Source organism: Flavobacterium sp. Flavsp81 (assembly GCF_059491325.1).
Genome location: NZ_CP168505.1, coordinates 4,828,749 through 4,852,247 on the forward strand (window position 1 = coordinate 4,828,749; position 23,499 = coordinate 4,852,247).

Consider the following 23,499-nt stretch of genomic DNA (forward strand, 5'->3'; position numbering starts at 1 on the left):
ATTTGCTGTTACCAAAGAAAATTTCGAATTCACCATCGAAAACTTTACAACTAACCAATTAAATTTTAACTAAACTAACTAAATTATGAAACGAAAAATCATTCTCTATTTAATTTTAATGGGCTCCTTTTTTTCTTTATCAGCCCAAAACATAACTGTCAAGGGAATAGTGACCTCATCTGAAGATGGGCTGTCACTCCCGGGTGCGAATATTATAGTATCAGGTACGAACAATGGAACAGCGACAGATTTTGATGGTCGTTTTACACTTAATAAAGTAGATATAAATGCTACTTTAATATTTAGCTATGCAGGTTTTGCAAGCCAAACCATCCCGGTAAATGGAAAAGAAACCATAAATGTTGTTTTAAAACCAGAATTATCACAATTAACAGAAGTTGTTGTGACAGGGTATTCCAAGGAGAGAAAAGTGGATGTAACAGGTGCTATTACAGTAGTAGACATGAAGCCAATTGCCGGACAAAGTATGAGTTCTGGAAATGCTATGCAGGCTTTACAAGGCAGAGTTGCCGGTTTGTCTATTGAAAAATCAGGCGATCCAAGTGGAACCAGTAGTAAGATTTTGATCAGAGGGGTAAGTACTTTAGGAAATACTGATCCTTTGTATGTAATTGATGGTGTTCCTACGGTAAGACCTGAAGTTTTTGCCAGTTTAAATCCAAGTGCAATAGAATCTGTTCAGGTATTAAAAGATGCTTCGGCTTCGTCTATTTATGGTTCCAGAGCAGCTAATGGAGTTATTATAGTAACTACAAAGAATGCCTCAAAAGGAGGAGCTATGACTGTTTCTTATAGTACCAGTGTTTCTGCTATGTCAGAGAAAAAACAAAGATATGATATGCTTAATGCAGTGGATCGCGGAAAAGTTTTATGGCAAGCTTCAGTTAATGATGGAGCGAAACCGGAAGATGGATATGGCGAAATCTATAATTTTGACTGGAATCAGAATTTGAGTAATCCAGTGTTAAACAGTGTATCTGTTAAGCCTTTTGTAGGAGGAGATACTAATGTCCCGGCAGGAGATACAGATTGGCAGGATGTAGTGTATAAAACAGGATTTGTCATCAATAATGATTTGTCTGTTTCAGGAGGTAGTGATAAATCTAATGCGATGCTGAATTTAGGGTATTTGGACAATAGTGGTATGTTAAAATATACTAATTATGAAAGATATACAGCAAGACTAAATGCTAATTTCAAATTGTTTAATGATAAAGTACGATTTGGTATTAATTCTCAGTTTACACAATCTAATGAAAAACTGGCGGCTAATGATGTAGGTAATTCTCCGGTTCCTGCTCTGGCTATTTCATTAGCACCAACAATCCCTGTTTATACAAATTCCGGAGGATATGGCGGTCCTTTAGGATCAGGTTATTCGGATAGGAACAATCCTTTGCTGATGCAGTATTTAAACCGATGGGATAATACGAAGAGGGTTTCTTTATATGGAAATATTTTTACAGAAATTGATATAATCAAAAATCTTACATACAGAAACAGTATTGGTATTGATTTTAATGATTATAGCAGAAAAGACATAGAGCCAACGGTTAGTAATGGTTCTGTTAACAGGACTAATAATAGCTTAACTCACGATACCAACAAATATTCCAGTTTAACGATTTCGAATACTTTAAGTTATAATGTAAAGCTTTCTGATCATAAAATTGGTGTTGTAGTGGGGGTAGAAACGGTTAAAACAGATTTTAATAGTTTATTAGCCCGTGGAGAGAATTTTGCTGTAGAAACAGAATCGTATTTTGTTTTATCGGCTGCTTCCGGAGCCAGAACATCAAATGGCCTTTCAACAGGAAGCAGATTGCTTTCTCAGTTTGGGAAATTAAATTATGCGTTTTCTGATAAATATTTGGCAACTTTTACCATAAGACGAGATGGTTCTTCTCGATTTGGAGCAGATAACAGATATGGTATTTTTCCAGCCGCGACATTAGGATGGAAAATAAATAATGAAGATTTCCTGAAAAATGTTAAAGCAATTTCGGCATTAAAACTTCGTGCAGGTTATGGAGAAGTGGGGAATCAATCCATTGGTGATAATGCCAGTTTAGGTTTATATGAAGCCAGATACGGATCTAATCAAAATGTTTTTATTCCTGATTTTTTTAATATTTATTATAATGTAGGAACAGCTTATGATTTGGGTGGAGTTAATACAGGGAATTTACCATCTGGTTTTGTTTCTATACAAGCGGCCAACACAGGATTGAAATGGGAATCTACAAAAGAGATAAATGTTGGTTTGGATTTTGCTTTTTTGGATAACAAATTATCAGGTTCGTTTGATTATTTTACCAGAAAAACAGACGGGATATTAATTAAACCACCAGTTGCTTCAGTTTTAGGAGAAGGACAACAGCGTTTTGTGAATGGAGCATCTACGTCGAATAAAGGTTGGGAATTTGTTTTAGGATACTCAGATACTTTAGAGAATGGATTGAATTTTAATGTTACCACTAACTTTGGTGCTACTAAAAACAAAATAACAGCATTACCTGAAGAAGTGAGAACAGCTTATCCGGGAACAGCAGCTAATTCTATCATTGGTCATTCCCAGTTTGAGGTTTTTGGGTACAAAACAGATGGTTTGTTCCAATCGCAAGCAGATATTGATTCTCATGCTACACAAGTAGCATCCAGATTAGGAGGTATTAAATATGTGGATATCAATAATGATGGGGTTATCAATTCTGATGACAGAACTTTTATAGGTTCAACACAACCAAAATTAGAGTATGGTATTAATATTAGTTTGGCTTATAAAAATGTAGATATGTCCATCTTTGGTTCAGGAGTAGCAGGAAGAAAAGGGGTTGATCCTTATATTTATTGGAATAATTTTGTTCAGGGTAGAGAAAATGCAGGTCCGGGAACACTTAATGCCTGGACGCCAACAAATACCGATACAGATGTTCCGTCTCTTTCATTGGCACATAATGACAATCAGATGTCAGAATATTTTTTAAGAAACAATTCTTATTTCAAAATTAGAAACATACAAATCGGGTATTCACTACCTGAAAGTATAACTGAAAAAAGTGGTTTCATCACTCGTTGCAGATTATACGCCCAAGGGGAAAACTTATTTTGGTTTACTCCAAAAGGATATATCGGTTCTGATCCGGAACGTACAAACATAAATAGAATACCAGTACCTACTACATTCTCATTAGGAGTAAACTTAAACTTTTAATTAATTCTCATGAAAAAATATAATAAAATAGTTATTAGCTTTTTGTCAATTTTATTTTTGGCATCATGTAGCTCAGATTTTTTAGATTATGAACCTAAAGGAGTATTGACACCAGATCAGGTTGCCACTTTAGGAAATGCAGATGCTCTTGTTAATGCTGCCTATGCTGCTATTGGAAATGATGAAATGATTGGACCAATAACGAATCAATGGGTTTATGGCAGTGTGCGTTCAGATGATGCTTACAAAGGTGGAGGTGGCCGATCAGATGTTGATGTGATTGATACCTATGAACAATACAATACAACTATTCCTGATTATGGAGACTGGATGCTTCCCAGAACCTGGACAAATCATTATAAAGCGATTTCCAGAGCTAACTTTGCTTTATCCGTAATCAATGCTATTCCGGATGCAGATTATCCGTTAAAGAAAACCAGGCAGGCAGAATTACGTTTCTTAAGAGCTCATTCTTATTTTATGTTGAAGCTATTATTTAATAAAGTTCCGTTTATTACGGAAGATCTTACTAAGGAGCAAATTTTGAAAACTTCAAATGATTTATCTTCTGATGCATTATGGAATAAAATTGCCGAAGATTTTATTTTTGCACATGATAATTTGCCTCCTTCACAAGATCAGGTGGGCAGAGCTGATAAAAATGCCGCATCGGCTTATTTAGCAAAATTGAGATTGTATCAGGCATATGAGCAAAATGCGGATCATCAGGTTACAAGTATAAATTCGGCAAGATTGTTAGAAGTAATCACCTATGCTGACGAGGTAACGGGAAATTTAGAGCCTGATTTTGGTTTCAATTTCTTAGACGGTCATGATAATGGACCAGAATCTATTTGGGCTGTTCAGTTTTCTATCAATGATGGAACTAATACAGGAAGAGTAAGTTTTGTAACGGGATTGAATTCACCTCATGGAACACCTCTTTATGGATGTTGCGGTTTTCACTTAGCGAGTCAAAATATGGTCAATGCATTCAAAACTGATGCTGTTACAGGTTTACCATTGTTGGATACTTTTAATACTTCGGATATTTATACTACCACAGACGCTAATGGAAAATCACCATTAACTCCCGGTGTAACACTTGATCCGAGAATTGATCATACGGTAGGAGTTCCCGGAAGGCCATTTAAATATAAAAATACGCTGAAAACAGCAGGAGATATGGTTTATAATTTGAGCTGGGCCAGAGATCCCGGAGTTTATGGCTTCTTTGGTAACATGAAAGAACAACAATCACCGGACTGTTCTTGTTATGTTAAAAACGGGCCTTTCGTAGGGACTTCTAAAAACGTAGATTTTATTAGATATGCAGATGTATTATTGTTCAAAGCAGAAGCATTAATCCAATTGAACAGACAAGATGAGGCACTACCAATTATTAATCAAATAAGAGCAAGAGCGGCGGCAAGTACTGCAATGCCATTGGCAGCAGGAGCTTCAAATGTTTATAAAATAGGGCAATATATTTCTTTTCCTTCAAAAGCCTATGCTTTGAAAGCGCTTAAATTTGAAAGAAGATTAGAGTTCGGAATGGAAGGACCTCGCTTTTTTGACCTTGTAAGATGGGGTGAAGCCGAGCCGGTTTTAAATGCTTATCTTGCTGTTGAGAAAGTAAAAAGAGGTTTCCTTTCAAGTGCTCATTTCACAGCGGGTAGAGATGAATATTATCCAATACCTCAAAGAGAAATTGATTTTACCGGAGGGTTATACAAACAAAATCCTAGGTACTAAAAAATAAGATTATAATGGTTGTTTAAATTAGTTGAATCAGATTAAGGGTGAGTATATACTTGCCCTTAGCTGTTTCTTAATTTTGAATCTAAATAAGTGTTGATTGTACTTTGTTTAGAAGGTTTTTTTTGGTTGGAATTTTTTTTAACTTACTATATATTTTTGAAGTAGAATAGAATCAAATTAATTGGGATAACAAAACATTTTACATTAAAAATATTCAAAAAAACAGCATTTTAAAAACGGGAATAATGAAAAAGGAAAGACTACAATATTTGAATAAAATCATGTTTTTTTGTGGTTTTATGTGGGTTATGGCTGATGTATCGGCACAAACAATCATTCCTATTGCCACCGAAAACAATATGCTGTTAATGCAAACCGACAGTAACAATAGATTGAGAACGGTGTATTTTGGCAAACCACTTGAAAATGAAAGTGAGTATAAGATTGTTGCTGCCAATTATAATTATGATGAATCCAATGCTGGAATTTATAATTCGGCATATACTCCCGCGGGGACCTGGAATCTGTCCGAGCCTGCCATTCAGGTGAAACATGCTGATGGGAATCCGTCGTTGGAATTGAAGTATGTGAGTCATAAAAAAGAAAAAACAGATGCTAATACTTCGGTTACCAGTATTCTTTTGAAGGATCCCGTTTATCCGTTTGAGGTGACTTTGTTTTATAAAGTTTGGGAAAAAGAAAACATAATCGAGCAATGGACTGAAATAAAACACAAGGAGAAAAAACCGGTTGTATTACAAAAATATGCATCGGCTAATTTATACTTTGCCAATAAAGATTTTTATCTCACGAGTTTTCAGGGAGAATATCTAAAAGAAATGCAGCCTGCTGAAACCAAGCTTCTACAGGGAATGCGAACAATTGATTCTAAATTGGGAACCAGAGCGATGCTGTTGCAAACGCCCAATTTTATAGTTTCATTTGGTAAACCGGCTTCAGAAAACGAAGGAACAGTTATGGTAGGACAGTTGGCATGGAGTGGTAATTTTAAATTAGATTTTGAGATTGATTCTCATAAAAATTTTCGTTTTATTGCGGGAATCAACCCGTTTGCTGCTGAATATGCGCTGGCTCCAAACGAAACCTTTAAAACCCCTTCTTTAATTTATGCTTTATCGAATAATGGTACTGGGGAAGCCAGCAGAAATTTGCATAATTGGGCAAGAAAATACAGAATTTTGGATGGTCAGGGGGAACGCCTTACTTTATTGAACAATTGGGAAGCTACCTATTTTGATTTTGATGAAAATAAAATAAAAGATTTATTTAAAGATGCAAAAGATTTAGGTGTCGACATGTTTTTATTGGACGATGGCTGGTTTGGTAATAAATATCCGCGAAATAATGACGTTGCCGGATTGGGAGACTGGCAGGAAAATAAAAAGAAGCTGCCAAGTGGATTAGGTTATTTGGTTAAAGAAGCTAAAAAAGAAGGAGTGAAGTTTGGTATCTGGATTGAGCCTGAGATGGTAAATCCCAAAAGTGAATTGTATGAAAAACATTTGGATTGGGTAATACGACAACCGGAAAGACCTGAAATTTATTATAGAAATCAGCTTGTGCTGGATTTGTCGAATCCTGAGGTTCAGGATTTTGTTTTTGGAATCGTGGATGATTTGTTTGTGAAAAATCCCGAATTGGCGTTCATCAAATGGGATTGTAATGCGGTTATTTATAATGCGTATTCGGCTTATCTCAATAAAAAAGGAATTGCTCAGTCTAATCTGTATGTAGATTATGTGAAGGGATTGTATAAAGTACTGCAACGCATTCGTGCCAAATACCCAAAAGTTCCCATGATGCTGTGTTCCGGAGGTGGTGGCCGTGGGGATTATGAATTTTTGAAATATTTCACCGAGTTTTGGCCGAGTGATGACACAGAGCCTGTAGAGCGCATATTTTTGCAATGGGATTATTCGTATTTCTTTCCTTCTATAGCTATAGATAATCATGTTACCGACTGGGGGAAACAACCCCTGAAATTCAGGGTAGATGTAGCCAGCATGGGTAAATTAGGGTTTGATATTGTAGCCAGTAAATTAGATGCCAATGACAAAATATTTTGTAAGCAAGCTATAAGTAATTATAATACATTCAAAGATATTGTGTGGCATGGTAATATGTTTCGATTGGTAAATCCGCATGAAAATGATATTGCGGCATTGATGTATGTAAATGAAAATAAAAGTAAAGCGATTGTTTTTAACTATTTGGTAAACAATAGATTTAGTATTACAGCAACGAAACGACCAGTAGTTTTTAATGGCTTGGATTTGAAGAAAAAGTATACAGTAAAAGAAATTAATCTGTATCCTGGTGTAACTTCAACAATTCCTGCTGACCAAGTATTTACAGGAGATTTTTTGATGAAGGCGGGTTTTAATCCTAATGTTACTTTGCAAAGAACAAGTGTCGTTTTAGAGATTAGTGAAGTTAAATAATAAAATGTAATTTGTATTATCTATGGAACAAATGTTATGTTCTTAATTTTAAGATTATGAAAAATAAAAAAGAATTAAAAGCAGTTTGCTTTGGAGAGGTATTATGGGATGTTTTTGGAAACGAAAAAAAGATTGGCGGTGCACCATTAAATGTGGCTTTGCGAATGAAAACAATAGGTTGCGAGGTGGCAGTGATAAGCTGCGTAGGAAAAGATAAGGATGGGGAAGCGATTATCAGTCAGGTGAAAAGCCTGGGGCTTGAAACGAGTGCTATCATGCAAACAGAAGATTTTGCAACCGGATTAGTAAATGTGACACTAAATGAGCGGGGTTCGGCGAGTTATGAAATCAAGTACCCAGCAGCCTGGGACAAAATCGTATTGAATGATTTGGCTGGAAAGTTAGTTACAGATGCAGATGTTTTAATCTACGGCAGCCTGGTTTGCAGGGATGAAGTGTCAAGACAATCTCTGGAAGAATTACTGCAAACAAAAGTCTATAAGGTTTTTGATGTCAATTTGAGAAAGCCGCATTATTCTTATGAAATTTTGGAACAATTAATGTATTCGGCCGATTTTATTAAATTTAATGATGAGGAATTATTAGAGATTGCGGCAGCCATGCAGTCGCCATTTACGAGTCTGGAGGATAATATGCATTTTATTGCAGCAAAAGCAAAAGTAACTGCTATGTGCGTAACTAAAGGGAAACACGGAGCCTTATTATTATGGGAAGGAAAACTGTATGAAAATGGGGGTTATCCTGTTGAGGTTGCCGATACGGTTGGAGCAGGCGACTCGTTTTTAGCGGCATTGATCACATCATTGCTTACTGGAAAACCTCCACAAACCGCTATCAATTTTGCTTGTGCAACAGGTGCATTGGTTGCTGCAGCACCGGGAGCCAATCCTGATATTTCGTATTCTAAGATTGAAAATTTGATGCTGGGAATCAAGGCTTAATTTTTTAAATAGATGATATTATTCTATTAATCTGAATAGTTATGTTTTTTGAAGTGAAGCCCGAAATCTTTTGATTTCGGGCTTCACTATAAGAACCGATTATTACATTTCCTTACAAAAATAAGATTATACTAAATAGAATTATTAAGAAATTAGACGATTATATATTGAGTGTACCGGATATAAAAAAATAGAAAATTTCTACTGTATTTTTGAAAGATATTCTAAAAAGAAAAAAAAACCTTTAAACAGTGATATTTAAAGGCTTTTGACTTTTAAAGTTTCTTTGAAACTTCTACTGGCCGAGAAAGCTCCTGTAAACTTTATTTTGATTCCAGTAAATGGGCCTCATATAAAGTCCCCAACAATGATCCAATCACTATTTAATAATTGAATAATAGTATTAAAAATTATAATGCCTCTGCTTTATTACCAGTCTTGAATGCGAAATGTTATAATTTATTATGAGGAACGATTAAATATTAAAAAAGGTATAATGTACTAAATGTATAGAGAATGAATTGTTATATCATTAAAATAATTACTTTTACTAATCTTAGTATTATAATTGATGGAAGAACACAGACATGTAACGATCTATGATATTGCCAAGAAGCTTAATCTTGCGACATCAACTATCTCACGAGCTTTAAAAGATCATCATACTATTAGTGATAAGACAATCAAAAAGGTAAAACAGACAGCGAAGGAAATGGGTTTTGTACCTAACACTTTGGCTGCAGGTTTGAGGGGAAATAAATCAAGAACTATTGGTGTTTTAATTCCAACAATAACGCAGCCCTTTTTATCATCTTTAATCAGCGGTATTGAAATTGCGGCCCAAAAAGCTGAATATTCAGTCATTATTATGCAGTCTCATGATTCATACGAGATGGAGGTGAGTTTGGCTAAATCCTTATATAGTAACAGGGTAAGCGGGGTTATCTGTTCTCTTGCAATGGAAACTAAGGATACTTCTCATTTTAAACAATTTTCCAATAATAATATTCCACTTGTATTTGTTGACAGGGTTCCCAGAGATTATGATACTTTTCGTGTAGTAATCAATAATTATCTGGCGGGTTACAAGGCAACAAAACACCTGATAGAGCAAGGATGTAAAAGAATTGCACATTTAACTGCTGAATCAGAGTTTGGCACTCTTTATAATGAGCGGAAAAGGGGATATATTGATGCCTTATTAGAACATGAACTGCCAATTGACAGTAATCTGATTATAAGCTTGAAAAAAATGACATATGAGGATGGGGTAAAGGCTTGCAATGAGTTATTTGATTCCAAACTTCCTCCGGACGGTCTTTTTGCTCCTGGAGATATTCTTGCTGTAAGCGCCGTGCAGACAGCAAAAAAAAGAGGTATTAAAATACCTGAAAAGTTCGCAGTAATTGGGTTTAACAATGATCCGATCTCTGAAATCATTGAACCTAATATTTCTACTATTACGCATCCCGCTGAAAAAATGGGTAAAGCTGCGGCCGAGCTGATTATCAAAAATCTAAAATCTGTTAAGGAAGAAGATGCCAAAGAAATTACATTCTTAAATACACAAGTTCTTATACGTGAATCTTCCAAAAAGATTTAAGAATCACTTTAAGTCCTATAAACCTGTTAATTATGATTGACAGGTTTTTTTTATGATAAATCCATTAAGCTTCCTGAAAGCAGAAAGGTAGACAGATCTTCCAGTCTTTATCGATATTTTGAATCGTTTAGAGTCTTTTTAAAACCATTTATTGACTGAATTAAATTACTGACTTAATAAAAACTTATATTATTATTAAAACTCTTTTTGAATTAAATTCGAAAGGAGTTTTTCAATTTTATCAACAACCGATTGCTTTTTTTATTTTTCTGTTGATTAATTTTTAAAATAACGCAAAGTAACTTATAAGCTTTCCTAAATAGTGAGGTTTTTGATATATTTTTTGCGTTTTAACAATATTTTGTTTTAGAAATGACACATATTCTCCTTGTAGTTGGCATTATTTACCTGACTTTTTTTCTTTTATGTTTTTTTTAGTTAAAGAAGCAAAATACCTTAATATCATTAAAATTATAATTAAAACCAATTATCAAAATACATATTATTCATTTTTTTAGTGTATTAATTAGTTAGGTTGTTTTTTAAACCTCTATTTATTATTAATTAGTTAAAAAAAATATTAAACAACCGATTGTGTTTGTTGATTGTTTTTTTATATTTGTGATAAATACACTTATTAACTAAAACCAAAATCGAAATTTTAACTATCTAAATCAATTTTTATGACTAACTATTTTGTTACAATTAAATCGAAGCATTTAAAATGCTTTTGTTTTTTGATCTTAATGTTTGGCTTATCACTGCATGCGGGTGCGCAAACGAAAGTCACAGGAACAGTATCGGACGCAAATGGCCCTATACCTGGAGCTAATGTAAATTTAAAGGGTGCAAAAAAAGGTGTGAGTACCGGTTTTGATGGTACTTATTCTATTGATGTCCCTTCAAACGGAGTACTTGTTTTTAGCTTTATAGGCTTAAAAGGCAAAGAAATAGCGGTTAATGGACAAACCCAGATTAATGTGAAGCTTGAAGAAGAATCAGGCGTTTTAAAAGAAGTTGTTGTTATTGGATATGGAACGCAAAGAAAAGAAGCGGTAACCGGATCTGTAGCTTCTCTTGGAGGAAAAGAATTAAATGAAGTACAATCTGCAAACGTAACACAGGCATTACAGGGTAGATTGGCGGGTGTTGAGCTAACGCAAACTTCAACGAAACCAGGAGCTTCTATGCAGATCCGCATACGTGGAACCAGATCACTTACCGGGGATAATAACCCATTAATTGTACTTGATGGAGTTCCTTTTGGAGGGGAGATAGGAGATATTAATCCGGTTGATATTAAATCTGTTGATGTTTTAAAGGATGCATCTGCAACTGCTATTTATGGTTCAAGAGGTGCAAATGGAGTTATATTAATTACAACCAATAAGGGACGTAAGAACCAAAAAGCCACATTTTCTTATAATGGGTTTACAGGTATCAAGCAGGTTTTTGGTAAATATGATATGATGAATAGTGCAAAGTTTGCAGCACTTCGTGATTATTCAACTTTATATACAGATGGACCTGATGAATCCAGAGGCACCAATACAGACTGGCAGGATTTACTGTACGGTGCTGGTGAAATGATTAGTCATGATGTGAGTGTTTCGGGAGGTACAGAGCGTAGTTCATATAATGCAGGTTTAGGGTATTATAAGGAGGAGTCTGTTTTGCCTGGTCAAAAATATGAGCGTTTCAGTCTTAGAGGAGGTTTAGATCAGCAGATTGGAAAAATTTTCCGTATGGGATTTAGTACAAATAGTAATTATGCTGTTACAAACGGAGATAACATTGGTACAGGAACTATTTTAGGAACGTCTCCTTTGGCCAATCCATATAATGCAGACGGATCTCTAAAAAGAACAGTTAGAATGGGAGCTGACGAAAATTGGGTGTATACAAGAAATACTATTGGAGGTTTAGGAGAATCTTATGTAAACCAAACCAGAGCTTTTAGTTCTTATAATAATATTTTTGCCGAGGTAAAAATACCAGGAGTAGAAGGTTTAAAATATCGCATGAACACCGGATTGAACTTTCGTACCTCTAACAGTGGATATTATGAAGGATATGGTGTATTTGATGTAAATCCAACAACGATTTCAAATGCAGCTATTGGAAACACATTGTCAACACAATGGCTTATTGAGAATTTGTTGACTTATGATAAAACTTTTGCTGATAAACACACTATCAATTTTGTTGGTCTGTATTCAAATGAGCAGCGTACAAGTAACAGTTCCCGTATAACAAGAAACGGAATTACTTCTGATGCATTTCAGTTTTACAACTTAGGACAAAGTGAAGAAGAAGCAGTTATTAGACCTGAGGAGCAGGATTATACACAATGGGGGCTAACTTCCTATATGGCCAGATTAATGTATTCATATGATAATAAATATTTTATTTCCGGTACAGTTCGTTCAGATGGTTCGTCAAGGCTGGCACCAGGCAATAAATGGTTTACTTATCCAGCTGTATCTGCAGGATGGACAGTTTCGAATGAATCTTTTATGAAAAAACTTTCATGGGTTAATTTAATGAAATTACGTGCCGGTTATGGTACAACTTCTAATCAGGCTGTAGCTCCATATTCTACTTTGGGAGCTTTGGGTACCAGACCTTACAATTTTGGAGATACAAACTCAACGGGTGTATATGTTACACAAGCGCCTAATCCGAATTTAGGATGGGAGTTCTCTACAACCTGGAACTATGGATTGGACTTTGGATTCTTTAATAATCGTTTATCTGGTACAATTGAATATTACACAACACATACAACCGATGTTCTGCAAAGTGTTAATTTACCACCAACAGGAGGTGTAAGCAGTTATGTTGGAAATGTTGGAGAGACTGAAAATAAAGGTTACGAAATATCATTAAACGCAGTAATTCTTGATAACCCAAACGGACTGAACTGGTCAGTTGGTTTTAACTTATATGCAAACGATAACAAGTTAGTCAAACTGGCTTCGGGAGCTACAAGGGATGAGGGGAATTCATGGTTTGTAGGTCATAATATCAATTCTATCTATGATTATCAAAAAGTAGGTATCTGGCAGGAGGGCGACCCTTATATGTCAATATATGAGCCTGGACCAACTGGTATTAGCCAACAGGGAACTGTAGTAGGATCTATTAAAGTTAAATATACTGGAGATTATAACGCAGATGGTTCACCAAAACGTGCAATTAATGCAAGTGACAGACAAATCATAGATACTGACCCGGATTTTCAAGGAGGTTTCAATACAAATTTAACCTATAAAGGTTTTGATTTCTCTGCTGTTGGAGCATTTAAAAGCGGTGGTGTATTAATTAGTACGCTTTATGGAGGAGCCAGTTATCTTAACCTTCTTAACGGCCGTAGAAGCAATGTTGACGTAGATTACTGGACACCGGATAACAGAGATGCTGAATTTCCTAATCCAAGAGGTATTAGAAGTGGCGACAACCCGAAGTATATGTCAACAATGGGGTATTTTGATGCATCATATGTAAAAATCAGGGCATTAACGCTGGGGTACACATTAGATCAGCAGTTTATGAGAGATTTAGGTATTGAAAAGCTCAGACTTTATGTTACGGCACAAAATCCTTTTGTACTCTTCTCTCCTTACCATAAAAAATCTGGAATGGATCCGGAAACAAATTCATTAGGAAATGAAAATCAGGCAGTAGCTTCATACAATAGCAGATTTTTGGTTATTGGAACAAACACTCCTTCAACCAGAAATTATTTATTAGGACTTAATTTAACATTTTAATAAGGAACAACCATGAAACGATATATTTTTAAAAAATTAATTATAGGATCAGTAGTTTTGTTCTCATTTGCAGGCTGCTCTGATATTTTAGAAGAAAAACCACATGATTTTTATGAACCTGGTTATTTTAAAACAGAAGCCGGTGTAAAACAGGGATTAACTTCACATTATGCTCATTTACGCTGGATATACGGGCAGGCATATTATTACAATTCTGTTCAAACGGGTACAGATGAAAATACGTATGGACAACAGGCTGACGGAAATTTCAAAGATCACGATTTATCCGGGGTTGGAGTTATTAATCCTAATTCGAGCAGAGCTGACGTAGTTTGGAATAATTCATATAATGATATAAATACTGCCAGCGGAATTATTGAAAATGGTGCAGCAGTGGGTGTGGCAAGCAGCTTAATTGCTGAATCCAGATTTTTTAGAGCTTTTGATTATTTTTTATTAGTGCAAAATTTTGGCGGTGTCCCTTTAGATTTGGGAGCTGGTGAACTGAAATTCAATACTAAACCATCAAGATCTTCTAAACGAAATACAGTATCAGAGGTTTACACTAAAGCTATCTTTCCTGATCTGGTAATAGCTGTAAATGAATTGCCTGATGCTCAAAGATTAAAAGGCACAGTAACTAAAACGGTAGCCCGTTTGTATTTAGCAAAAGCATATTTGACATATGGCTGGTGGTTAGAAAATCCAAATAATATTCCAACCTATCCCGATACTCCGAGAACTGACCCTGATGGACACAATGCACAATGGTATTTTCAAAAAGCTTACGATATAGCTTTAGAAGGAATTAATAATCCGGGTTCATATGGGTTGTTGGATTATTATTATGATGTTAACTTAGGTTCTAATGACCGTAATAAAGAAGTAATGCTCTATGCAGACCATACTGAAGAAAGTGAATATTACAATGGTGCAAGTCTTACTTACGGAAGCGGAGGCTCACCTGATAATTTTGCCGGGTGGATGGGAACATTCAATTATACAGCTATAAGAAGTAAAAATTCGGCAGGAGGTTCGGTTTCGTCAGTACAACGAGCGGCTGATCAATTCTTAGGGCGTCCATGGGTAAGAATGGTACCACCTATTGAAGTTTTTACAAATACTTTTGCAGACAAGACAAATGATTCAAGATATGACGGAACATTTACTTCTGTTTACCGTGGGAATTGGAATTTGAATGGAACCGGATTAACAGGTGTAACAACATTGTATAATGCTAATGGATTACCGGTAACACCAAATGGTGCAATTTTAACTTTTCTAAACGATGAACCAGCTACACCAATTACATATCCTTCCGGTGCAGGTGACAGCGGAGTTGGTGCCGGAGTTTTATCAGGCAGGGCAGATTATGTTATTTCTCCATCGGGAATAAGCAGAATAGTTTATCCGGGTTTATGGAAATTAGGACCATACCGTACTGATAATGCCGGAGGATTAGGACAGCCCAATGCAGGTAGTACCAGACCATTTCCGGTAGCTAAGTTTTCAGAACTTTATTTTGTTGCAGCAGAAGCTGCAGTAAAAGGAGCGACTGGCTCTATGACTGCCAGAAGCCTTATCAATGTAATACGTGCCCGTGCCGGAAAATGGCGTTGGAATAATAATGGTAATGTTGCAAAGAATGCAGACAATGGCACTTTATTAACCAGTACAACTCCTGCCGTAATTGACATTAATTATATTCTTGCTGAACGTTCACGCGAATATTACGGTGAAGGATACCGTTGGTATGACTTAGTAAGAACTCAAAAATGGAATGAACTTGCAGGTAAATACTCAATTAGTGGGTCGAATTACGGTCAGCATACACCACAGATTGTTACGAGAACTATCCAGCCTTATCACTATCTGCGTCCAATACCTCAGGGACAGATAGATTTAATGGAAATGAGTGCTGCTGAAAAAGCAGAATATCAGAATCCAGGATATAACTAATCAATGTATTATAAGCAAATTTAGCCGTAATTATAAGTGTTAATTTTACAGAATGGCTTATAAAGTTGGTTATTTAAGTTTGCTTAAGTTTGAAGCCGAGGGTTAATTCCCTCGGCTTTTAATTCTGAATTAAGCTTGATAAATTTGAACTAATTTAAGTAGTTTAAGTTTTGAAAAAACATTATATGATAAATATGGATGCTAATGTATAATTATCATATAATTTAAAAAAATAAGTATTTCGGGATTAAAAATCAATTTTTTAAACTACTGACATTTTTAAATAGATGTTATAAAAATGAATAATTACAATGAAGAAGCAACAAATATTTTTCCTGTTGTCATTAATTTTTCTTTTCTCTTTTAAAAGGATAGAAGTTAAGGATACCATTACAGGAAAGTCAAATAAAAAATCTCCTGTTTTTTCCAATGTTATTTATCGGGGAGATGATAATATTTATAAAAATAATCCATTGAAATCAGATGAGTTTTATTCGCCAGTTTTGCAAGGATGTTATCCTGATCCTGCTATAACCAGAAAAGGAGATGACTATTATATGGTTTGTTCGTCATTTGCCATGTTTCCGGGTGTTCCTGTTTTTCATTCTAAGGATTTAGTGAATTGGACCGACTTGGGAGGTGTTTTAAATAATGTTTCCGAATTTAATCCTCACGATACAGGTATAAGCCAAGGCGTATATGCCCCAGGAATAACTTATAATCCTCATAATGACACTTTCTATATGATTGTAACTGCATTTTCAGGAGGTCTGGGCAATATTATAGTAAAAACAAAAAATCCTGTGAAGGGATGGGGAAGTCCTATAAAATTAGGTTTTGAAGGAATTGACCCGTGTATATTCTTTGATGATAACGGAAAAGGGTACATCGTTCATAATGATGCTCCCGATAAAGGAAAACAATTATACGAAGGCCATCGTGTAATTAAAGTTTGGGAATACGATCTGGAAAAAGATCAGGTTATTCCGGGAACGGATAAAATTATTGTAGATGGCGGAGTAGATCTTTCTAAAAAGCCAATCTGGATAGAAGCGCCTCATTTGTATAAAAAAGACGGTCATTATTATTTAATGTGTGCCGAAGGCGGTACAGGAGGAAATCATAGTGAAGTTATTTTTATCAGTGACAGTCCAAAAGGACCTTTTAAACCATCCTCAAATAACCCGATTCTTACCCAAAGATATTTTCCACAAAACAGAAAAGATAAAGTAGACTGGGCGGGACATGCCGATTTAGTTCTTGGTCCTGATAATAAATATTACGGTGTATTTTTAGGGGTTCGCCCAAATGATAAAGACAGGGTAAATACAGGACGCGAAACTTTTATGCTTCCGGTAGACTGGTCAGGAATTTTTCCGGTTTTTGAAAACGGATTAGTGCCTTTGGAACCAAAAATTAAGATGCCAAAAGGAGTTGCTGAAAACAAAACAGGTAAAGATGGATTTTTTCCTAATGGAAATTTTACGTTTACCGAAAATTTTACTTCGGATAAATTAGATTACAGATGGATAGGGCTGAGAGGTCCTCGTGAAAATTTCATTTCGGTAACCAAAAAAGGACTTCAGATTAATCCTTTTGAAGTAAATATTAAAGAACTGAAACCTACTTCGACACTTTTTTACAGACAAATGCACAACACGTTTTCTTTTGCCACCACAATTGATTATAAACCTGAATCTGAAAAAGATCTTGCAGGAATTGTATGTTTACAAAACGAGCGTTTTAATTATGTTTTTGGAATAACAAGGAAAGGAAAAGATACTTATATCTTGTTGGAAAGAACAGAAAAAGGACAGTCAAAAATTATTGCAAGCACTAAAATTGACATCAAAAAGCCAGTTCATCTGCAGGTAAAAGCAACTGGAGATAGTTATGAATTTAGTTATGCTCTAAATGGTGCTGATTTTGAAAATTTAGGAGGAAGCGTTTCCGGAGATATTCTTTCAACAAATGTGGCTGGAGGTTTTACAGGAGCATTAGTAGGATTATATGCTACGGCTGCAAATGATGCCAGGGCAGAATAAAATAGTGGTAAAGGTTCAAAAGGACCGAATAGTTATAATCTTAAAAAGTTAAATATGCAGAAGAAGTTTTTCAAATGGCTATTATTTTTACAACTCTTCTTTTTGGTTTTGGGTTGTACGTCCAGTCAGTCATCCATAATCGCACAAAGCAAATCAAACACCAGGAATTGGGTGGGCACATGGGCTACGGCACAAATGTTAGTAGAACCTAATAATATGCCTCCGGCTCCGGGTCTTACAGATAATACGCTTAGGCAAATTACCAGGGTTTCAATCGGAGGAAAAAGCCTGCGCCTGCGTTTTTCCAATATATTCAGTGACCAGCCAACGGTTTTGAAATCCGTTAGTATTGCAAATGTACTTATTGCTCCGGGTATTGATGCAGCAACTCAAAAAATTGTAAGTTTTAATGGAAATCCGGGAATAACAATGAAACCTGAGCAGGAAGTATTTTCAGATGCACTTGATTTTGATTTACAGCCAGGTCAGCTTTTAGCCATTACGATTCATTATGGAACAACATCCCAAAAAACATCCGGGCATCCTGGTTCCAGAACGACTTCTTATATTCTGCAGGGCGATAATCTTACGAATGCTGACTTTTCCGGAGCAATAAAAACAGATCACTGGTATTCAATCATGGGAGTAGATGTGAATGCTGCTAAGAATTCCGCTAATATCGTGTGTCTTGGGAATTCCATTACAGATGGACGTGGATCCGGTACCAACAAACAAAATAGATGGACAGATATATTATCGGCAAGATTATTAGCTAATAAGAAAACCGGGCATATAGGAGTTTTGAATTTAGGAATAGGAGGAAATTGTGTCACTAAAGGAGGATTAGGCCCAACGGCTTTAAATCGTTTTGACAGGGATGTACTATCACAGAAAGGCACAAAATGGTTAATACTTCTGGAAGGTATAAACGATATTGGAGGAATTAAAAATCCTGAAGATGCGCAAGCTAAAGCTCAGGAACTTATTGAAGCTTACAAAGCAATGATAGGTAAAGCACATGCTAAAGGGATTAAAGTTTATGGCTGTACCATTTTACCATTTGCCAAATCATTCTATGACGCACCCCACAGACAAGAAGCAAGAGATATAGTAAACACATGGATTCGAAAGAGTAATACCTTTGATGCTGTAATTGATTTTGATAAAGCAATGGTTTCAGAAATTGGCTCAAAGACTATCTTATCAAACATGCATGACGGCGACTTTTTACATCCAAATGAATCAGGTTATCTCAGAATGGGAGAAGCTGTAGATCTGGATTTATTTAAGTAATTACTTTTTTGGAATTTGAATACTTTTCAATCCGGACTTTAAATGATTTTTGACAATAAAAATAACTATATAATGAAATCAATAATTAGGTTTTTCGCATTTACGGTTCTTTTTTCAATAGCACAAAAAGGGTATTCTCAAGATCCTGATTTTCATATTTATCTGAGTTTTGGCCAGTCGAATATGGAAGGATATGCCAAAATTGAACCACAGGATAAGGTTGGTGTCGATGATCGGTTTCAGGTTTTACAGGCAGTCAATTGCCCTGAACTTAAACGTGAAAAGGGAAATTGGTATACCGCCATACCACCATTATGTCGTTGTAATACAGGACTAACACCGATTGATTATTTTGGGCGACATCTGGTAGCCAATCTGCCTAAAAATGTAAAAGTAGGCGTAATCAATGTAGCAGTTGGAGGCTGCAAAATTGAACTTTTTGATAAAGATAAAACAGCAGAATATGTTGCAACAGCACCAGACTGGATGAAAGGCATCCTAAAAGAATATGAAGGAAATCCGTATGCAAGACTTGTAGAATTGGCAAAAATAGCACAGAAAAAAGGCGTAATTAAAGGCATTTTACTGCATCAGGGAGAATCGAACACAGGTGATACGCTTTGGCCAAAAAAGGTAAAAATTGTCTACGATAATTTGATAAAAGATCTGAATCTGGATCCAAAAAGAGTGCCATTGCTTTCTGGAGAAACCGTAAACGAAGACCAGAATGGTAAATGTGGGAGCATGAATAAGATTATTGCCACACTGCCAAAAACAATAGCTAATTCGTATGTTATTTCATCCAAAGGATGCACAGCTGAACCTGATTTTTTGCATTTTAATGCTGCAGGTTATAGAGAATTGGGACGACGTTATGCTGAAAAAATGATTTCCTTATCAGGCTATAAAATTTCAGACGGCAAAGCCTCTTTTATTGTACAGGCTCCCATTGGCTTTGACCAGTTAAATACTAATATACCAGCAGGAAAAATAGAAGGCATCACTTATGAATCTAAAACAGTAGGTTCTGTCCGAAAAGTAACAGTTTATACACCTCCGGGATTCAATAAAAAGAAAAAATACCCTGTATTGTATCTTTTACACGGAATAGGCGGCGATGAAAAAGAATGGCTCAACGGTGGAAATCCGCAGATTATCCTGGATAACCTTTACGCAGAAGGAAAAATTGAACCTATGATTGTGGTTATGCCAAATGGCAGGGCAATGAAAGAGGACAGTGCAACAGGCAATATAATGGCACCAGATAAAGTACAGGCATTTGCTGCTTTCGAAAAAGATTTATTAAATGACCTCATTCCTTTTATCGAAAAAAAATACCCAGCTTTTAAGGATAGAGAACATCGTGCTATTGCAGGTTTATCTATGGGTGGAGGACAGTCGTTAAATTTCGGATTAGGGAATCTCGACAAATTTGCATGGGTTGGTGCATTCTCTGCAGCTCCAAATACTAAAATGCCGGAAGAATTACTTCCTAATCCTGAAGAAGCAAAAAAGAAACTAAAACTACTCTGGATTTCCTGTGGTGATAATGACTGGCTTATTGAAAACAGTAAGCGAACTCATGATTATTTATATAAAAATGATGTACCGCATATCTATTATATTGAGCCTGGAGTGCATGATTTTAAGGTTTGGAAAAATGGGTTGTATATGTTTTCACAGTTTTTGTTTAAGCCTGTAGATCAGTCAAATTTTGCATCTTATACTATTTTGTGAGACTTGGTACGCTGATATAATAATGCACAATATCTTCAATTATTATTAAAAGCGGTAATTACAAGAAAAAAATATTAATTGAATTGCATAATAAATAAAGTTCATGAATAGATTTTCAAAACATATCCTAACACTTATTATTGTTTTTAGTTCTACTATCTCAAAAGCTGCACAGCCTTTTATAACGACCCAAAAAGTTGGAGATGTTATTGTGCTTAAAGAGAAATCTTCACATCTTTCTTTTTTTGTTGGTAGTGGAACAGATGCAGGTGTTTTACGGGCAATTAGTAATTTACAATCTGATTTTGAAAAAGTTACGGGCGAGAAACCTGCAATTTTTAATCAGAAACCAAATTCTTCTGCACCATTGATTATCATCGGAACAATTGGAACCAATTCTGTAATTGATGATTTAATTAAAGAAAATAAAATCGACGGAAAATTGTTGAAAGGCAAAAATGAAAAATTTACGATTCAAAATATTAAAAATCCATTTAAAGGGGTTGATGAAGCCATTGTAATTGCAGGAAGTGACAAACGCGGAACGATTTACGGAATTTACGAATTATCGAAACAAATTGGAGTTTCACCTTGGTATTACTGGGCTGATGTGCCTGTTGAGAAAAAAGAGAATCTTTATTTTGTAAAAGGAATATACAGTGATGGAGAACCTGCTGTGAAATACAGAGGAATCTTTATCAATGACGAAGCCCCTGCATTAAGTGGATGGTCTAAAGCAACATTTGGCGGATTTAACAGTAAGTTTTACGAAAAAGTTTTTGAATTACTGCTTCGGCTAAAAGCCAATTATATCTGGCCGGCCATGTGGGGAAATGCTTTTTATGATGATGATGCAGCCAGCGGACCTTTGGCAAATGAAATGGGAATTGTCATCGGTACATCTCACCATGAACCAATGGCTTTGGCTCAGACCGACTGGCACCGATATATAAAAAAAAACAATCTTCCGAATGTTTGGGATTATGCTAAAAATAAAACAGTATTAGATGAATTCTGGAAAAGCGGAATCGAACGCAGCAAAAATTGGGAAAAATTGGTAACCGTTGGGATGCGCGGAGACGGCGATGAAGCCATGAGCGAAGGAACCAATATAAGCCTGCTGGAAAATATTGTAAAGGAACAGCGAAAAATTATTGCTGATATAACACAAAAAAAAGCCGAAAAAGCACCTCAGGTTTGGGCATTGTACAAGGAAGTACAGGATTATTATGACCAGGGAATGCGCGTACCTGAAGATGTTATTTTACTATTCTGTGATGACAATTGGGGAAATGTGCGTAAGCTTCCAGACGTGACAAAACCTTTGCACAAAGGAGGTTACGGTATGTATTATCATTTTGATTATGTGGGAGGTCCAAGAAATTCGAAATGGATTAATATAAGTCCGATACAAAGAGTCTGGGAACAGATGAATCTGAGTTATGAACATGGAGTTGATAAAATCTGGATTGTGAATGTGGGAGATTTGAAACCAATGGAATTCCCAATTAGTTTCTTTTTAGAAATGGCATGGAATCCTGAGAAGTTCAACTCCAAAAATCTTTTTGAATTTACCGAGAAATGGTCTGCCGATCAGTTCGGAACAAAACATTCTAAAGAGATAGCAAGACTATTAAATACATATCCAAAATTCAACCGACGAGTTACTCCGGAAATGCTGGACAGCAAAACCTACAGTTTTGAAAATTACAATGAATTTCAAACGGTGGTAAATGACTATAAAAATCTGGCACTTGATGCGTATCGAATTTACAATGAAATTCCAAAAGAATATCAGGACACCTATTTTCAGTTGGTTTTGTATCCTATCGATGCCTGCAGTAATCTTTATGAAATGTATTTTGCCCAGGCGAATAACAGAAAACTGGCGGCAGAAAAAAACATTTTAGCCAACACTTTTGCTGATCAGGTGAAAAGAAATTTTGAAAGAGATTATGTTCTTCAAAATAAATACAATAATGAAATTTCAGGCGGGAAATGGACTCACATAATGGATCAGATGAGAATTGGATATAAGGCCTGGCACGATACTCCGAAAAATATCCTTCCTGAAGTTACTTATGTTTCAGAAAAAGATCAGATAGTTTCGAATGTATTTGTAGAAAAGGATGGGTATGTGTCTATTGAAGCAGAACATTTTTCTAAAGTAAACAATTCAGACAATATTCATTGGGAAGTAATTCCTGATTTTGGAAAAACAAAAAGCGGTATCACAACTTTTCCACAAAATAAATATCCATCTCAAACAGAGAATATTTTTGTTGAATATCAAATAGATTTTGCTTCAATAGGAGAATTTAATGTAGAGCTGCTTTTGGCTCCAACCCTCAACTTTAACAGCAACAAAGGTCTTCGTTATGAAGTTTCTTTTGATGGAGAAAAACCACAAATAATAAATTTTAATGGACATTACCGTGGGGAATTAGGAAGATGGCAGGGAGAACATCTGATACATTCTAATACAAAACATACTATTTCGAAAGCAGGAAAACATGTGCTTCGTTATCGTGTTTTAGATCCCGGCATTGTTTTACAGAAGATTGTAATAAATACCGGAGGATTAAAACCTTCTTACCTCGGACCGCCGGAAAGTGAAATGACCACAGAAGACAATTTAAATAACCATAACTAAGAGTAGGATCAGCTTA

The 23,499-nt window shown here is 35.6% G+C and carries 11 protein-coding genes; all 11 read left to right on the forward strand.

The annotated features are described in order from the left end of the window. Positions 1-85 precede the first annotated feature (85 nt). The 11 genes from ACEN92_RS20070 (at position 86) to ACEN92_RS20120 (ending at position 23,483) form a co-directional block, all read left to right on the forward strand. Positions 86-3,235, forward strand: a complete 3,150-nt coding sequence (locus ACEN92_RS20070; RefSeq protein ID WP_495640096.1) for a SusC/RagA family TonB-linked outer membrane protein — start codon at positions 86-88, stop codon at positions 3,233-3,235. Between the two features lie 9 nt (positions 3,236-3,244). Beyond that, the gene (locus tag ACEN92_RS20075) at positions 3,245-4,990 is read left to right on the forward strand and encodes a RagB/SusD family nutrient uptake outer membrane protein (protein WP_495640097.1); all 1,746 of its coding nucleotides are present in this window, start codon (positions 3,245-3,247) and stop codon (positions 4,988-4,990) included. A gap of 251 nt (positions 4,991-5,241) precedes the next feature. Then, entirely contained in the window at positions 5,242-7,458 is a 2,217-nt protein-coding gene (locus ACEN92_RS20080) for an alpha-galactosidase (protein WP_495640098.1), read from the forward strand. Between the two features lie 56 nt (positions 7,459-7,514). Continuing rightward, positions 7,515-8,420 carry a carbohydrate kinase family protein gene (locus ACEN92_RS20085; RefSeq protein WP_495640099.1) on the forward strand — a complete coding sequence of 302 codons (906 nt, stop codon included), beginning with the start codon at positions 7,515-7,517 and terminating at the stop codon, positions 8,418-8,420. A gap of 571 nt (positions 8,421-8,991) precedes the next feature. Continuing rightward, positions 8,992-10,023, forward strand: coding sequence for a LacI family DNA-binding transcriptional regulator (locus ACEN92_RS20090; protein ID WP_495640100.1), 1,032 nt, complete (start codon positions 8,992-8,994; stop codon positions 10,021-10,023). 683 nt (positions 10,024-10,706) lie between these two features. Beyond that, positions 10,707-13,796: a SusC/RagA family TonB-linked outer membrane protein gene (locus ACEN92_RS20095; protein WP_495640101.1), complete on the forward strand. Its 3,090-nt coding sequence runs from the start codon at positions 10,707-10,709 to the stop codon at positions 13,794-13,796. 12 nt (positions 13,797-13,808) lie between these two features. Next, a complete protein-coding gene (locus tag ACEN92_RS20100; RefSeq protein ID WP_495640102.1) occupies positions 13,809-15,755 on the forward strand; it encodes a RagB/SusD family nutrient uptake outer membrane protein in 1,947 nt (648 codons plus the stop codon). Positions 15,756-16,066: 311 nt separating this feature from the next. Next, positions 16,067-17,800, forward strand: coding sequence for a glycoside hydrolase family 43 protein (locus ACEN92_RS20105; protein WP_495640103.1), 1,734 nt, complete (start codon positions 16,067-16,069; stop codon positions 17,798-17,800). Positions 17,801-17,854: 54 nt separating this feature from the next. Continuing rightward, positions 17,855-19,093, forward strand: coding sequence for an SGNH/GDSL hydrolase family protein (locus tag ACEN92_RS20110; protein WP_495640104.1), 1,239 nt, complete (start codon positions 17,855-17,857; stop codon positions 19,091-19,093). A 72-nt stretch (positions 19,094-19,165) separates the two neighbouring features. Beyond that, complete coding sequence (locus tag ACEN92_RS20115; RefSeq protein ID WP_495640105.1) at positions 19,166-20,830, forward strand: sialate O-acetylesterase; 1,665 nt, start codon at positions 19,166-19,168, stop codon at positions 20,828-20,830. A 103-nt stretch (positions 20,831-20,933) separates the two neighbouring features. Beyond that, the gene (locus ACEN92_RS20120; RefSeq protein WP_495640106.1) at positions 20,934-23,483 is read left to right on the forward strand and encodes a glycosyl hydrolase 115 family protein; all 2,550 of its coding nucleotides are present in this window, start codon (positions 20,934-20,936) and stop codon (positions 23,481-23,483) included. The last annotated feature ends 16 nt before the right edge of the window (positions 23,484-23,499 follow it).

What these genes read in the sequence shown, in the direction of transcription:
- ACEN92_RS20095 (WP_495640101.1), top strand. Translation starts at nt 10,707, where the DNA reads ATGACTAACTATTTTGTTACAATTAAATCGAAGCATTTAAAATGCTTT.
- ACEN92_RS20120 (WP_495640106.1), top strand. Translation starts at nt 20,934, where the DNA reads ATGAATAGATTTTCAAAACATATCCTAACACTTATTATTGTTTTTAGT.
- ACEN92_RS20110 (WP_495640104.1), top strand. Translation starts at nt 17,855, where the DNA reads ATGCAGAAGAAGTTTTTCAAATGGCTATTATTTTTACAACTCTTCTTT.
- ACEN92_RS20090 (WP_495640100.1), top strand. Translation starts at nt 8,992, where the DNA reads ATGGAAGAACACAGACATGTAACGATCTATGATATTGCCAAGAAGCTT.
- ACEN92_RS20105 (WP_495640103.1), top strand. Translation starts at nt 16,067, where the DNA reads ATGAAGAAGCAACAAATATTTTTCCTGTTGTCATTAATTTTTCTTTTC.
- ACEN92_RS20100 (WP_495640102.1), top strand. Translation starts at nt 13,809, where the DNA reads ATGAAACGATATATTTTTAAAAAATTAATTATAGGATCAGTAGTTTTG.
- ACEN92_RS20115 (WP_495640105.1), top strand. Translation starts at nt 19,166, where the DNA reads ATGAAATCAATAATTAGGTTTTTCGCATTTACGGTTCTTTTTTCAATA.
- ACEN92_RS20075 (WP_495640097.1), top strand. Translation starts at nt 3,245, where the DNA reads ATGAAAAAATATAATAAAATAGTTATTAGCTTTTTGTCAATTTTATTT.
- ACEN92_RS20085 (WP_495640099.1), top strand. Translation starts at nt 7,515, where the DNA reads ATGAAAAATAAAAAAGAATTAAAAGCAGTTTGCTTTGGAGAGGTATTA.
- ACEN92_RS20070 (WP_495640096.1), top strand. Translation starts at nt 86, where the DNA reads ATGAAACGAAAAATCATTCTCTATTTAATTTTAATGGGCTCCTTTTTT.
- ACEN92_RS20080 (WP_495640098.1), top strand. Translation starts at nt 5,242, where the DNA reads ATGAAAAAGGAAAGACTACAATATTTGAATAAAATCATGTTTTTTTGT.